14 protein-coding genes and 1 pseudogene are annotated in these 13474 nt (G+C 41.9%); 8 read left to right on the top strand and 7 right to left on the bottom strand.

Features of this window, described 5'->3' with window-relative positions; genetic code table 11:
* Positions 1–288 precede the first annotated feature (288 nt).
* Positions 289–822 (top strand): hypothetical protein, encoded by a 534-nt coding sequence (locus ACY3FQ_RS12140; protein WP_201950532.1) that lies wholly within the window; start codon positions 289–291, stop codon positions 820–822.
* 269 nt (positions 823–1091) lie between these two features.
* On the opposite strand, the gene ACY3FQ_RS12135 is transcribed toward ACY3FQ_RS12140, so the two are convergent.
* The 4 genes from ACY3FQ_RS12135 to gatC all read right to left on the bottom strand — a co-directional run bounded on the left by ACY3FQ_RS12135 (position 1092) and on the right by gatC (position 5173).
* Positions 1092–1778 (bottom strand): DUF2971 domain-containing protein, encoded by a 687-nt coding sequence (locus ACY3FQ_RS12135; protein ID WP_201950533.1) that lies wholly within the window; start codon positions 1776–1778, stop codon positions 1092–1094.
* A gap of 73 nt (positions 1779–1851) precedes the next feature.
* Entirely contained in the window at positions 1852–3327 is a 1476-nt protein-coding gene (gene gatB, locus ACY3FQ_RS12130; protein ID WP_168158417.1) for an Asp-tRNA(Asn)/Glu-tRNA(Gln) amidotransferase subunit GatB, read from the bottom strand.
* Complete coding sequence (gene gatA, locus ACY3FQ_RS12125; protein ID WP_201950534.1) at positions 3327–4805, bottom strand: Asp-tRNA(Asn)/Glu-tRNA(Gln) amidotransferase subunit GatA; 1479 nt, start codon at positions 4803–4805, stop codon at positions 3327–3329. Before gatA ends, gatB begins: the two co-directional genes overlap by 1 nt.
* A gap of 53 nt (positions 4806–4858) precedes the next feature.
* Positions 4859–5173 (bottom strand): Asp-tRNA(Asn)/Glu-tRNA(Gln) amidotransferase subunit GatC, encoded by a 315-nt coding sequence (gatC, locus tag ACY3FQ_RS12120; RefSeq protein ID WP_004694671.1) that lies wholly within the window; start codon positions 5171–5173, stop codon positions 4859–4861.
* Between the two features lie 133 nt (positions 5174–5306).
* Between gatC and ACY3FQ_RS12115 the strand changes: the two genes are divergently transcribed.
* The 6 genes from ACY3FQ_RS12115 to ACY3FQ_RS12090 all read left to right on the top strand — a co-directional run bounded on the left by ACY3FQ_RS12115 (position 5307) and on the right by ACY3FQ_RS12090 (position 10056).
* Positions 5307–6353 carry a rod shape-determining protein gene (locus tag ACY3FQ_RS12115; protein ID WP_004694670.1) on the top strand — a complete coding sequence of 349 codons (1047 nt, stop codon included), beginning with the start codon at positions 5307–5309 and terminating at the stop codon, positions 6351–6353.
* Between the two features lie 15 nt (positions 6354–6368).
* On the top strand, positions 6369–7226 hold the full coding sequence (gene mreC / locus ACY3FQ_RS12110) for a rod shape-determining protein MreC (RefSeq protein WP_004694667.1): 858 nt from the start codon (positions 6369–6371) through the stop codon (positions 7224–7226).
* Positions 7213–7704, top strand: a complete 492-nt coding sequence (gene mreD, locus ACY3FQ_RS12105) for a rod shape-determining protein MreD (protein ID WP_004694666.1) — start codon at positions 7213–7215, stop codon at positions 7702–7704. The genes mreC and mreD overlap by 14 nt, the downstream gene beginning before the upstream one ends.
* On the top strand, positions 7692–8258 hold the full coding sequence (locus ACY3FQ_RS12100) for a Maf family nucleotide pyrophosphatase (RefSeq protein ID WP_010326167.1): 567 nt from the start codon (positions 7692–7694) through the stop codon (positions 8256–8258). Before mreD ends, ACY3FQ_RS12100 begins: the two co-directional genes overlap by 13 nt.
* Positions 8259–8296: 38 nt before the next feature.
* Positions 8297–9751, top strand: a complete 1455-nt coding sequence (gene rng, locus ACY3FQ_RS12095; protein ID WP_004981336.1) for a ribonuclease G — start codon at positions 8297–8299, stop codon at positions 9749–9751.
* Between the two features lie 131 nt (positions 9752–9882).
* Positions 9883–10056 carry a PA1571 family protein gene (locus ACY3FQ_RS12090; RefSeq protein WP_010326168.1) on the top strand — a complete coding sequence of 58 codons (174 nt, stop codon included), beginning with the start codon at positions 9883–9885 and terminating at the stop codon, positions 10054–10056.
* Between the two features lie 63 nt (positions 10057–10119).
* Here ACY3FQ_RS12090 and ACY3FQ_RS12085 read toward each other — a convergent pair whose 3' ends face one another.
* Together ACY3FQ_RS12085 and ACY3FQ_RS12080 are read right to left on the bottom strand one after the other, a co-directional pair.
* Positions 10120–11499, bottom strand: coding sequence for a WS/DGAT/MGAT family O-acyltransferase (locus ACY3FQ_RS12085; RefSeq protein WP_178896256.1), 1380 nt, complete (start codon positions 11497–11499; stop codon positions 10120–10122).
* Between the two features lie 160 nt (positions 11500–11659).
* Complete coding sequence (locus tag ACY3FQ_RS12080) at positions 11660–12394, bottom strand: phosphoadenylyl-sulfate reductase (RefSeq protein WP_201950536.1); 735 nt, start codon at positions 12392–12394, stop codon at positions 11660–11662.
* Between the two features lie 202 nt (positions 12395–12596).
* On the opposite strand from ACY3FQ_RS12080, the gene thrH reads away from it, so the two are divergent.
* Positions 12597–13214 carry a bifunctional phosphoserine phosphatase/homoserine phosphotransferase ThrH gene (gene thrH, locus ACY3FQ_RS12075; protein ID WP_078426022.1) on the top strand — a complete coding sequence of 206 codons (618 nt, stop codon included), beginning with the start codon at positions 12597–12599 and terminating at the stop codon, positions 13212–13214.
* 80 nt (positions 13215–13294) lie between these two features.
* Here the strand turns inward: thrH and ACY3FQ_RS12070 are convergent.
* A pseudogene (locus ACY3FQ_RS12070) lies at positions 13295–13474 on the bottom strand (transporter); the annotation flags it as partial.

Here is a 13474-nt window from a genome sequence, read left to right as displayed (position 1 = left end):
TTAGTTTCTGCAAAGGCGGTGGTGCTAAGGATGGCAAGTGTAGAAACTGTTAGTATGGTTGTTTTCATATTGTCCTTTGGTATTTTGAAAATGGTTATAGTTTTTAAAGTAATAGATGGTGTTTAGTGTAGTGGATTTTGGGAATTAAAAACTACTTAATGTAAAAATCCTTTCCCTAGCCCTCTCCTTTGATAAAAGAGAGGAAACACCATGTATCCAATTAATTGCATGACGAAGTCTCCCTTTTTTAAAGGTGAGAAGCGAAGCTTTACAAGGGGAGGGATTTAAATGAGTTTAATGATGGCAGTTGGATTTCCTTTTTCGATTTCAAATATGTTGGGGCATTATGAAATACAGAATCTTACTGGAATGATGAGAGCGGAATTTCAAGTAGATGGTACCCTTATTTTTGTAGATTTTCCTAAAGATGAAGAACACTTATTAGAAGTCTATTTATCAAAAGTAAATAAGCGTTTTCAGCAAGATTATGCTGATAAAAATCTGATATTTGAGCAAGCAGAGAAAATACTTAGAAGAACTTATCCTGAAATTGATGAAGCTATTGAATTGTATGAGGGTTACAAGGCTATAAAATTTTCTCATCAAATATTTGCTTTGCTGGATATTCATTATCAGGTTGACACTATAGAACAGTTTGCTGATTTTCATTGTGTGACAACTGCTCAGGACTTCTCTGAAGTCTCATTTCGTAAGGAATGCTTAGAAGTCGTTATTGATAGTGAATATGATTTGGTGCTGAAAATTCCAGAACATCTTTATTTAACTTTTAGGAAAGAAGAGGGGAAGATTTTTGAATCATAAATCATTTATTAAAATAAAATTCCTCTCCTTCTTACGTGTAATAACGCTCGTCCTTTAAAAGGGATAGGTAACAGCGCGTATTAAATTAATCAAATGACAAAGCCTGCCTTTTCAAGGTGAGATGCTAAGGGGGATTTTAAATTCACAATGAAGGCTCCTTCTCCTGCTGGGAGAAGGCGGGGGATGAGGGATATCAGAAGTGATACATAAAAATGAACTTTGAAAGTTGGATATTTAAAATATTACTCTTGCAGCTTAAAATATTCTTTTTAATTTAAGCGTGTGTATAGCTGCGATTTAATAACGGGAATATGGGCTAAATCATATTTTTTTAGTATCGAATTTATGATCGATTCAAGCAGAGGTGATGCATATGGAGAGATATGCACTTTTTTTATCAGAATAGAACAATCAATTGATAAGTTAATACCCTTTGGATGAACCCATGTCATACCTTCGTCTAGTTCATCGCTATCAGGTATTTTCCAATAAATGGCTCTATATTCTTGTTCATGTATAAAGGATTTACGTTTGTAAGCCAAAATATCTTGAACACTTAGCCCATGATTTCTTTCCAAACACATTCTGATAATAGAGTTATTGTCATAGTCGATATAGTCTACTTTTCGTATTTCTATACGAATAGGAAGGCTTGTACGTAATCTAACTAAATCAGTTTCGATAGCAATTGCATCATCTATATTGCCATAGAGTTTCCACATTGCTGCAGATTCAACCTCATTTTCATGCCAACAATTGATGAATGTTGAATCTCTTTGATTGATGATCTCTAGTTGAGGATTGCTCTGTAATAATTCTTTATCGCCAGAAGCAAGTTCACCCTCATAAATATCTTCATAATTATCAGCACGATTAAAATATAATTCTTTTTGAATAATTATAGCTAAGAATTTTGTTAAATCCATATACCGCCATATTTTTGGATTACCTGTCATCTTTTTCTCTAAATAAAAACCTCGCATTAAGCGAGGTTTTTATCTCATAAAAACAATTAACTAGTCAAATAAATCAACCAATCAATTTCTTCATCAATTCATTCACTTGCGCAGGGTTAGCTTTACCCTTAGACGCTTTCATCACTTGACCCACTAGACCATTGAAAGCTTTCTCTTTACCAGATTTAAACTCTTCAACCATCTTCTCATTGGCAGCAAGCACGTCTTTGATAATCGCTTCAATCGCACCCGTATCAGTTTCCTGCTTCAAGCCTTTTTCCGCAATAATTTCGTCCGCAGTTTTGCCTTCATCCCACATAAAGCCGAATACTTGCTTCGCAATCTTGCCGCTAATGGTGTTATCCACGATACGCGCAACCATGCCGCCCAATTTTTCAGCCGAAACAGGAGAGTCTGCGAGTTCTAAGCCTGCTTTGTTTAAAGCACCTGAGAACTCACCCATGACCCAGTTTGCAGACACTTTACCTTGTGCAGCGCCGCCAGCAGCAGCCACAACCACTTCATAAAAGTCTGACATTTCACGGGTCAACGTCAACACATGCGCATCGTACTCAGTAACACCAAAGTCTGCTACGAAACGCTCACGACGTGCTGCAGGAAGTTCAGGCAACGCAGCACGAGCTGTTTCAATTTGCGCATCTGAAATAATCACAGGCAGCAAATCAGGGTCTGGGAAGTAGCGATAGTCGTTCGCTTCTTCTTTCGAACGCATCGAACGTGTTTCCATCTTCACAGGATCGAATAGACGCGTTTCTTGGTCAATCGTGCCGTCCCATTCCAAAATTTCCATTTGGCGTTCAATTTCAACATTGATCGCTTGTTCAATGAAACGGAATGAGTTGAGGTTTTTCAACTCGCAACGTGTACCAAACGGTTGACCCGGACGACGTAACGACACGTTACAGTCAGCACGGAATGAACCTTCTGCCATGTTACCGTCAGAAATACCCAACCAACGCACTAAAGTGTGAATCGATTTGATATAAGCCACCGCTTCTTCAACCGAACGCATATCGGGTTCAGACACGATTTCAAGTAAAGGTGTACCTGCACGGTTGAGGTCGATACCTGACATACCTTCAAACTGGTCATGGATGGATTTACCTGCATCTTCCTCAAGGTGGGCACGCGTTACGCCAATGCGCTTTACCGTACCATCTTCAAGTTGAATGTCGATATGACCCAAGCCCACAATCGGGTTATCCATCTGGCTAATTTGGTAGCCTTTTGGCGAGTCAGGGTAGAAGTAGTTTTTACGTGCAAACACAGACGCTTGGTCGATGTAAGCATCAATACCCAAACCAAAACGAATAGCTAAATCGACCACTTCTTTATTTAATACAGGCAGTACACCCGGCATTGCCAAGTCAACGAGGCTGGCTTGCGTGTTTGGATCTTGACCAAATTCAGTCGAAGAACCTGAGAAAATTTTAGATTGGGTCGCCAACTGAGTGTGAATCTCGATCCCAATCACGACTTCCCAGCCATCAATCAATAATGATTTTGGTTTCTTTTGAGCTTGAGCCATTATGCATTCTCCTCAGCAATTGCCGCACGTTTCGTATGCCAATCCGTCGCTAGTTGGTACTGATGTACCACAGACAACAGTTGAGATTCTGACCAATAGTTACCAATCAGCTGTAAGCCCACAGGTAAGTTGTCTTTGTCAAAACCAACAGGTGCATTAATCGCAGGAAGACCTGCCAAGTTTACCGCGATGGTGTAGATGTCACCCAAATACATTTCAACTGGAGAAAGGTTTGCTCCAATCTTATAAGCAGTTGTCGGTGCAGCAGGGGCAGCAATCACGTCTACAGACTCAAACGCTTTTAAGAAATCTTGTTGAATCAGACGACGGACTTTTTGAGCTTTCACGTAGTACGCATCATAGTAACCCGCAGACAGGGCATAGGTGCCAATCAGGATGCGGCGCTGCACTTCTGCACCAAAACCTTCAGAACGTGAACGCTTGTATAAGTCCATCAGGTCAACTGGGTTTTCAGCGCGGTAGCCGTAGCGCACGCCGTCATAACGAGACAAGTTTGATGATGCTTCAGCAGGCGCAATCAAGTAATAGGTCGGAACATAAGCTTCAGTCATGTTGAGATCAATCTCAACCAAGGTCGCGCCCATGTCTTCTAACTTTTTCAATGATTCTTCAACGCGTGCTTTTACGTCTGCGTCTAAACCAGCGACATTGAAGTATTGCTTTGGAATACCAATGCGTAAGCCTTTGACTGTTGTGCCGTTTAGGTTCGCCACATAGTCATCAACGTCTTTTTCAACCGATGTTGAGTCTTTCGCGTCATGACCTGCTATGACATTCATGAGGTAGGCACAGTCTTCAGCCGAACGCGCCATTGGCCCGCCCTGATCCAGTGATGATGCATAAGCAATCATCCCGAAGCGCGACACACGGCCATAACTTGGTTTAAGACCCGTTAAGCCACAGAACGATGCCGGTTGGCGAATTGAACCACCCGTGTCCGTACCTGTTGCAAACGGAGCAAGGTCTGCTGCAACCGCAGCCGCAGAACCACCCGAAGAACCACCCGGTACATGACCTAAGTTCCAAGGGTTTGCTGTAGCGCCGTAGAATGAATTCTCAGAGGTTGAACCCATTGCAAACTCGTCCATGTTCACTTTACCTAAAGTGACTAGACCAGCTGCTTTACCTTTCGCTACAACGGTGGCGTCGTAAGGAGAGATAAAGTTATCCAACATTTTTGAGCCCGCAGTGGTTTTAATGCCTTGGGTGCAAAAAATGTCTTTGTGTGCAATCGGCACACCTGTCAATGCGGTTGCTGTGCCTGCTTTAATGGCAGCATCGGCAGCATCGGCTTGTGCAAGCGCTTGTTCTGCAGTCACGGTTACATAAGATTTAACTTGTGTATCCAGTTTTGCAATGCGCTTTAAATAATGTTCAGTCAGTTCGCGAGATGAAAATTTAGCCCCAGCTAAACCCTCAGAGAGTTCACGAATCGATAAGCGATGTAAATCTGTCATGAGAAATGTCTTTACGTTAATTTTTACAAAATAATGGTTTAACTGAATAGAAATTATTCAATCACGCGAGGAACTAGGTACAAACCGTCTTGCACTTGCGGTGCAATGGCTTGATATTCATCACGATGATTGGTTTCTGAAACCACATCTTCACGTAAGGGTTGTGGGTGATCAAATGGGCTTTTAAGCGGCTCAACACCATCGGTGTCGATGCCTTTTAAGGTTTCCATCATGCCTAAAATTTTATTTAGACTTTGAGCATATTCAGCAGATTGCGTATCATCTAGCGACAATCGAGCAAGATTGGCGATTGCTGAAACTGTTTGTGCATTTAAATCTGCAGAATGCTGTGCATCCGATGTAGACATAACATCACCTGAGTCAGTATTAAAAAATTTCAAAATATCGTGCGTTATAATAAGCGATTGACTTGTTCAAATCATCACATTTAGTTAAAGTTGCCACCTTGCGTCCACATAAAGTTTAATCGAGAACGTCTCCGTGATTCTAAAAAGACTAATTGGCTTGTTTTCGCCCGATCTAGCCATTGATTTAGGTACAGCAAATACACTTATTTATGCACCAGGACGAGGCATTATATTAAATGAACCGACAGTTGTGGCAATTCGTCACAGTGGTTCACAAAAAATCGTTGCCGCGGTAGGTCTTGATGCAAAGCAAATGCTGGGCCGTACACCTGCAAATATCTCTGCCATTCGTCCAATGAAGGATGGTGTGATTGCCGATTTTGAAGTGACCGAAACCATGCTGAACCAATTTATTGGTAAAGTACATGAAAAACGTCTGTTCCCACCTGCACCTCGTGTTGTGGTGTGTGTGCCTTGCAAATCAACTTTGGTTGAGCGTCGTGCTATTCGTGAAGCTGTATTTAATGCAGGCGCGCGTGATGTTCGTTTGATTGAAGAACCAATGGCTGCTGCAATTGGTGCCGGTATGCCAGTTGAACAAGCATGCGGCTCTATGGTGGTCGATGTTGGTGGTGGTACAACTGAAATTGCGATCATTTCGCTTCAAGGTTGTGTCTATGCTGACTCACTACGTATTGGTGGTGATGTATTTGATGAACAAATCATTAACTATGTACGTAAAGCACATGGTTGCGTGATTGGTGAAACTACCGCTGAAATTATCAAGAAAGAAGTGGGTATGGCTTTACCAGAAGCCGATGCCAAAGCACTTGAAATTGAAGTTCGCGGCCGTAACCTTGCTGAAGGTGTGCCACGTGCGATCACTGTGACTTCGGACGAAATCACGCAAGCGATTTCTGATCCATTACAAAGTATTGTTTCAGCTGTGAAATCTGCACTTGAGCAAACGCCTCCTGAGCTGTCTTCAGACATCGCTGAGCGCGGTATAGTGTTGACCGGTGGTGGTGCATTACTGCGTAACCTCGATAAACTTCTTGCGCAAGAAACAGGCTTACCTGTGGTGGTTGCAGAAGATCCTCTAACTTGCGTCACTCGTGGTGGTGGTAAAGTTTTAGAATTCTTCGATAATCCAAATCACGACATGTTATTTGTAGGCTAATAAAGGAATCGGCGGGTGCAAACAAATCTGTTTTCCAGACAACCGCCATCTTTTCGCTCATTTATCATTGCAGTGATCACATGCTTGGTCGTGCTGTTTTTTAACTGGCGCATGCCGCATGTGATTCAACCTGCAAGAGATGTCTTGTACGCCGCTTATAATCCAATTTATGCCGTAGCAAGTTATCCCGTGTTATCGCGAGAGTGGCTGAATCAACAAACCAAGTCTGAAGCTCAATTGCGCCGTGAAAATACCGCGATGCAAGCCGAGTTATTGCAGGCGCAGGTGCGTTTACAAAAATTATCTGAATTATCTGCGGAAAATACGCGTTTACGCGGTCTGTTAGATACCCCGTTGATCATTGATGGTCGTATGGAAATTGCAGAAGTCATTGGGACAGATGCCGATCCATTGCGCCATATTATTGTGGTAAACCGTGGTGCCAACAGTCAGTTAAAAGTCGGGCAAACCGTGCTCGATGACAAAGGTATTATGGGACAGATTATTAATGTCTATCCGCATAGTAGTCGCGTCATGTTGCTTTCAGATAAAGAACATTCTCTTTCGGTTCGCTTGGAGCGATCTGGAATGCGTGCCATTGTTTCAGGGACTGGAGATTTGGGTCATTTGAAAATGGAATACGTGCCGACCAGTGCCGAAATCAAAGTGGGTGAAAAAGTGTATAGCTCTGGTTTAGGTGAGCATTTTCCAGCAGGTTATCTGGTGGGCACCATTTCAAAAATCAGTCGTCATAATTCAGGCGAGTTTGCTCAAATTGATGTTGTTCCTGCTGCACAGTTAGCGGGTGGGCATCATGTCGTTGTGTTATTTTCCGATTCTTTAGCGATGGAGCAACCGCATGCCGATCGCTAAACTTCGTGCTGCCAAACAGCGTGACCCCTTATTTCCGATCATTTTTTCGGTGATCATTGCTTCAGTGTTAATGGTTTATCCTTTGTCTTATGCGCTCTCTGGCTGGCGTCCATTGTTTATGATGATGGTGATGCTGTTTTGGGTACTATGCCAGCCGACATGGAGCGGGATTTGGTTTGCCTTTGCAGTTGGGATTTTCACCGATTTACTGCTCGATGCACCTTTGGGTTTAAACGCGCTCAGTTTTGTTCTGATTACTTTTGTGTCCCGTTTTTTAACACGTGAACGTCGCATTATGACCTTTGCCAATATTTGGGTCATCGCCACCTTGGCTGTGGTCGCGCATTTGTTTATTACGTGGATCGCACAAATTATGATTGGGGCACAGTTTTCCCTTGCACGTCATTGGCAACCGCTGTTGAGTAGTGTGCTGACTTTCCCGATGGTCTATTTCATCTTGAAGAAATGGCGCGTTTAATTTTAGCATCCAGTTCGCCCCGTCGCCGCGAGCTGCTTGAGCAGCTCGGTCTTGTCTTTGATATCTATAGTCCAGATATTGATGAATCTGTACAAGTAGGCGAGCCAGTAGCTCATTATGTGGAGCGATTGGCATGCGCCAAAGCAGAGGCTGTACAACTTCAATATCCTGATGCAATTGTGATAGCTGCGGATACCAGTTTAGGGGTCGATCAAGAGATTTTAGGCAAACCTGAATCTAAGCAGCATGCATTTGAAATGTGGGGAAAAATTTCTGGGCGCAAGCATGATGTATATACTGCGGTTTGTGTTCGTACAAATACGCAAATTTCAAGTATAGTAGTTCGTACTGAAGTCGAATTTCAGCATTTGAGCCCGAATGATATGGAAGCATATTGGGCTACATCTGAACCCATTGGCAAGGCGGGAGCCTATGCTATACAAGGCATTGCAGCACGTTATATTCCACGCATAGAGGGAAGCTATAGCAATGTTGTAGGGCTACCGTTGCATGAAACGGTACAGTTATTACAGGCAGTTAAGGCACTAAATTAACTGTCTCAAAAGATTTTTTATAATGTTTTGAGTTTGTTATGTCTGACGAGTTATTAATTAACGTCACGCCTATGGAATGTCGCGTCGCGTTAATTGAAAACGGCACGGTCAATGAATTATTTATTGAGCGTACGGTGAAACGTGGTTTAGTGGGCAATATTTATAAAGGTAAAGTGGTGCGTGTTCTTCCGGGAATGCAGGCTGCGTTTGTCGATATTGGACTGTCACGAACTGCTTTTTTACATATTAATGATATGGTTTGGTCACGTAATCAACCCACACCCAATGTTTTTGAGCTCTTACAGCCGGGACAAATTCTTACCGTTCAAGTCATGAAAGATATGCTGGGAACCAAAGGGGCTCGGCTTTCAACCGACCTTTCCATTCCTTCGCGCTATTTAGTGATGATGCCTTATGGCAATCATACCGGTGTGTCTCAACGTATTGAGTCTGAAGCTGAGCGTGATCGTTTACGTTCGATGATTGAGCGTATTCAAGCGGAACATAAACTTCCGGGTTCAGTGATTGTTCGTACAGCTGCTGATGGGATTGCGGAAGCTGCTATTGCACAAGATATGGCTTATTTGGCAAAACTTTGGGAATTTATTCAGCGCAAGCAAATCAGTATTGCGGTGCCATCGTTAATTTTTGAAGAACTGCCTTTACCCCAACGCATTATTCGCGATCTTGCGAGTGAAAAGACCGCTAAAATTTCAGTCGACTCGCGTGAAATACATGGCAAGCTCCAAGAGTTCGTAGAAGAATTTGTCCCTAATATCAAAGAACGTCTCATTCACTATCCGGGTGAGCGCCCAATTTTTGACTTGTATAATGTCGAAGAAGACATTCAAAGAGCTCTACAGACGCGTGTTGCGTTGAAGTCTGGCGGTTATTTGATGATAGACCAGACTGAAGCTATGACGACTATCGATGTCAATACAGGGTCATATGTGGGTGGCCGCTCTTTAGAAGATACTGTGTTTAAAACCAATATGGAAGCGACACAGGTCATTGCGCGCCAGCTGAGACTACGCAATTTAGGCGGTATTATTATTATCGACTTTATTGACATGCAAGAGCAGGAGCATCGAACTGAGGTCATGACTCAGTTTGAACGGATGCTTGAGCAAGACCATGCGAAAACCAAAATTACGCAGGTTTCTGAGCTTGGTTTGGTCGAAATGACACGTAAACGTACGCGTGAATCATTAGAGCACTTATTATGTGAATCTTGCCCGACCTGTCAGGGACGAGGTTATGTGAAAACAGCTGAGTCTGTATGTTACGAAATCTTTCGAGAAATCATGAGATATACACGTGCGTATCAATCTCAGACTGGCTTTACTGTCGTTGCGCATCCATCGGTGATTGACCGCTTGTTAACCGCAGAAGCGCCAGCAGTCGCGGATTTAGAGCATTTCATTGGTCGTGTGATTAAATTTCAGGTGGAAAATTTATATACGCAAGAGCAATACGATATCATTCTGAGCTGAAATTGTAACAATATATGGTTAAATAGTTGTTACAACTGAAATTTTACTTTCGATCTTAGATTTTTAATACTAGAAACACGGAAATAGCCAAAGCTTATTCTCTCAAATAGGTTTAGCAAATGAGGTGTGATATGGGTGTTAGAGAAGCAATTATTCAACCTAGTTTGAAACATTTATTAGATACGAAAGTAACGCATAATGCGTATATTTTGGATGATCAGGGTAAAGAAGTACAAATTACAACTGCCATGATTCGTACTGCGTGTCATCAATTATTAAAACAATGTCGTAGCATTAAAAACTAAGGGGCTTATCGAAGCCCCTTAGTTTTATTGATTATTCTTGTATTTCTGATTCGTTTTGCGGCATCAACTGACCGCTTGCAACTTTGGGCCTTCGACCCCTACAATCGCTTCAAAGCGTTGAATTTCTTCTTCTAAATGTGTAAGTAAATTCTGCATCTTCGGTAGTGCATTTCGACAAGCCGTTAAACCCACTTCAAGTTTATCTAAATAACTGGTCATGGTGATGTTGAGTGCTTGGCCATCCAAAATGATTGAGGCAGGGTATAGTGCATCGAGTCGTGCCCCATTCCAATACAACGGCTCACGTGGGCCAGGGACATTTGAAATCACCAGATTAAACGCTTGGCGTTTAGGCAGTAAGCCTGAGGCAATGTTGAGACCAGCCGCACTATAAACAAACGCACTATAGTTTAGAATCTGGTTTGAATTCATGCGTTTGAACTTTTCTTTGGCATTTTGCACACTACGACGAACAATTGCGAGGCGCTCTAGTGGATCTTCTTTATGCGTGCCTAAATTTGCCAGAATCATGGTGATACGATTCGACATAGACGAATCGTCATCGCGAACTGATGCAGGCACCATGGCTATTAAAGGCTTTTTAGGAAGTGCGTCTTGGGACAATAAATATTCACGCAAGGCACCTGAACAAATCGCCAGTACGATGTCATTAATCGTGACACCCAAACTTTTAGAAATATGACGTAAACGGTCAAACTCAAAAGACTGTGCTGCAAAACGGCGGGAGGAACTAACCCGCTGGTTAAGAATAGAGCTGGGTGCTTGGAAGCTTGAAACATAATCAGGATTACGTCCCATATCTTTCATGACTGTTTGTGACAACTCATACATGACACGTGGTGTTGACTCAAGCTGGCCCATTACGCCATTCATTATTTTCTTAAAGCGACTAACATTCGGTTCTTTTAAACGCTTCGCACGAGGGCCTTCAACACACCATGGTGGCACAATACTCTTTGCGTTTGGATCTTGTGATAATGATTTTTCCACCAAACGCATACCCGCGATACCATCCACCATCGCATGGTGAATTTTGAAGTACATCGCAAAACGATTCCCTTCAATCCCTTCAATGATATGACACGTCCATAACGGTTTAGCACGGTCAATTAAACTACTGTGTTCTTGTGAAATATAGGTGAGCAGTTCAAGAATACGCCCCGGTTGTGGGAGTGCGATATGACGAAAATGGTGATCAAGATCAAACTCTTCATCTTCATCCCAAAATAAACCGTTGAGTTTGTTGTTAAATGGAGGAATAGGAATGGATTTGGAGTTACGAATATCTGCAACTAAATTTTGAATGAAGCTGGCAGGTGCATTTTCAGGAATTTGGAATAAGAATAATCCACCGACATGCATGGGTTGCTGGCGTTTTTCAAGTGATAAAAAAATAAAGTCAATCGGATGTAATGGACGCATAGTCTGGATTGCCTCACTGCAATATCTGACCGCTCCTATATGAGCAATCTTGTTAGAATTATAGAACTTAAAGCTAGTATATCGATTTTTTTAACAATGGGAGCGCTTTGTGTGTATCCATTGGTTGCGAAAAACCACTGCTTTGCAGTGGTTTTGGTCTTTACTTTTTCAAATTACCTGCATGCAGGCCACATTCTTTGTGTGTCGCTTCCTCCCACCACCAACGTCCTTCACGTTCATGTTGGTTTGGTAACACTGGACGTGTACATGGTTCACAGCCGATAGAGATAAAACCGCGCTCATGCAATGGATTATAAGGCACTTCCATCATGCGAATGTAACTCCACACATCGGCACTGGACCAGTTGGCAAGGGGATTGTATTTAATTAACTGTTTACCTTCGCCTGAAAACCCAATATCTGCCTGAACAACTGGAATCTCAGTTCGTGTGCCCGGACTTTGGTCTTTACGTTGACCAGTAATCCAACCATCTAAAGTCGCCAATTTTTTACGTAAAGGCTGAACTTTACGGATACCACAACACTCTTTATGATCATCTTGATAAAAGCTGAATAAACCTTTTTCATTGACTAGTTTTTGAACGGTGTCTGCTTCTGGGAAGCAGATTTCGATATTAATGTTGTAGTGTTTACGCACAGTTTCGATAAATTGATAGGTTTCTGCATGTAAACGTCCTGTGTCTAAGCTAAAGACACGAAAGGGTTTACCTAAATTAGCAGCCATATCAATAAGTACGACATCTTCTGCACCTGAAAACGAGATGGCAATTTCGCCAGCTTGATTTAGTGCAAGTGCTAAAATTTCACTTGGTGATTTGTCTGCATATTCAGCTGCGAGAGCATCAACAAGATCAATAGTTGGAATGGTTGTCATGAGTATCCTGGCAATAGGCTTGGAATCTAACAAGACCTATATTACGTTATTTGCTGCGTATTTTAATAGAGTTGAAATAAGCCACTTATCACTAAAAAATAAATGCTTATGAAAAAAATAGATTTAAAAAACAGCAATGCATTAGACAAATATTAAGCTATGATAGTTCAAAATTTTTCCACGTAAATAAAAGGGAGTATTCATGGAAGTTGTTTGTCTTGATCTAGAAGGGGTGTTAGTTCCAGAGATTTGGATTAACTTTGCTAAAAAAACAGGCATTAAAGCGCTTGAAGCAACCACACGTGATATTCCTGATTATGATGTGCTCATGACACAGCGTTTGAATATATTAAAAGAACATGGTTTAGGCTTAAATGATATTCAAGAAGTCATTGCTGAGATGGGCCCATTTCCAGGGGCAAAAGAATTTGTTGAATGGTTACGTACACATTTTCAGCTGATTATTTTGTCAGATACTTTCTATGAGTTTGCACATCCATTAATGAAACAACTGGGCTGGCCAACGATTTTTTGCCATAAGTTAGAAACTGATGAAAAGGGTATGATTACAGCCTATAAGCTGCGCCAACCTGACCAAAAACGTGAAGCAGTTAAAGGATTGCATGGACTAAATTACCGTGTTATTGCCGCAGGTGATTCTTATAACGACACCACTATGCTGGGTGAAGCGGATAAAGGTTTTTTGTTTGATGCACCAGAAAATGTGATTAAAGAATTCCCACAATTCCCTGCAATTCATGGTTATGAAGCTTTAAAAGAGGCAATTCGTAATGCCTCAGTTCGTGATATTCCAGCTTAATATATTGATTTTAAAATAATAAAAAATGGCGCCATTAGCGCCATTTTTTATTGAATTCAATGTTAGTTAACATAGATTAATTAAAAGCGATAGCCAATTTTCATACCATATGCAAGGGCGCTGTTATCTTCAAAGCTACCAACAACATTCCCACCTGTTTGTGCATCTGCATCACCTAACCATAGGTAACGTACGCCAGCAGCAATGAAATAGCTTTGTGCAGGGCTATATTGAGCGCCTAATCCAATACTCCAGTTTCC

The organism is Acinetobacter sp. AB03 (assembly GCF_058107045.1).
Note: the sequence above shows the minus strand (reverse complement) of the source record. Positions and strands in the feature narration are given on the sequence as shown.

Coding starts and splice junctions, on each gene's coding strand:
- ACY3FQ_RS12140 (WP_201950532.1), top strand. CDS start 289: ATGAGTTTAATGATGGCAGTTGGATTTCCTTTTTCGATTTCAAATATG.
- ACY3FQ_RS12135 (WP_201950533.1), bottom strand. CDS start 1,778: ATGACAGGTAATCCAAAAATATGGCGGTATATGGATTTAACAAAATTC.
- gatB (WP_168158417.1), bottom strand. CDS start 3,327: ATGGCTCAAGCTCAAAAGAAACCAAAATCATTATTGATTGATGGCTGG.
- gatA (WP_201950534.1), bottom strand. CDS start 4,805: ATGACAGATTTACATCGCTTATCGATTCGTGAACTCTCTGAGGGTTTA.
- gatC (WP_004694671.1), bottom strand. CDS start 5,173: ATGTCTACATCGGATGCACAGCATTCTGCAGATTTAAATGCACAAACA.
- mreD (WP_004694666.1), top strand. CDS start 7,213: ATGCCGATCGCTAAACTTCGTGCTGCCAAACAGCGTGACCCCTTATTT.
- ACY3FQ_RS12100 (WP_010326167.1), top strand. CDS start 7,692: ATGGCGCGTTTAATTTTAGCATCCAGTTCGCCCCGTCGCCGCGAGCTG.
- rng (WP_004981336.1), top strand. CDS start 8,297: ATGTCTGACGAGTTATTAATTAACGTCACGCCTATGGAATGTCGCGTC.
- ACY3FQ_RS12090 (WP_010326168.1), top strand. CDS start 9,883: ATGGGTGTTAGAGAAGCAATTATTCAACCTAGTTTGAAACATTTATTA.
- ACY3FQ_RS12085 (WP_178896256.1), bottom strand. CDS start 11,499: ATGCGTCCATTACATCCGATTGACTTTATTTTTTTATCACTTGAAAAA.
- ACY3FQ_RS12080 (WP_201950536.1), bottom strand. CDS start 12,394: ATGACAACCATTCCAACTATTGATCTTGTTGATGCTCTCGCAGCTGAA.
- thrH (WP_078426022.1), top strand. CDS start 12,597: ATGGAAGTTGTTTGTCTTGATCTAGAAGGGGTGTTAGTTCCAGAGATT.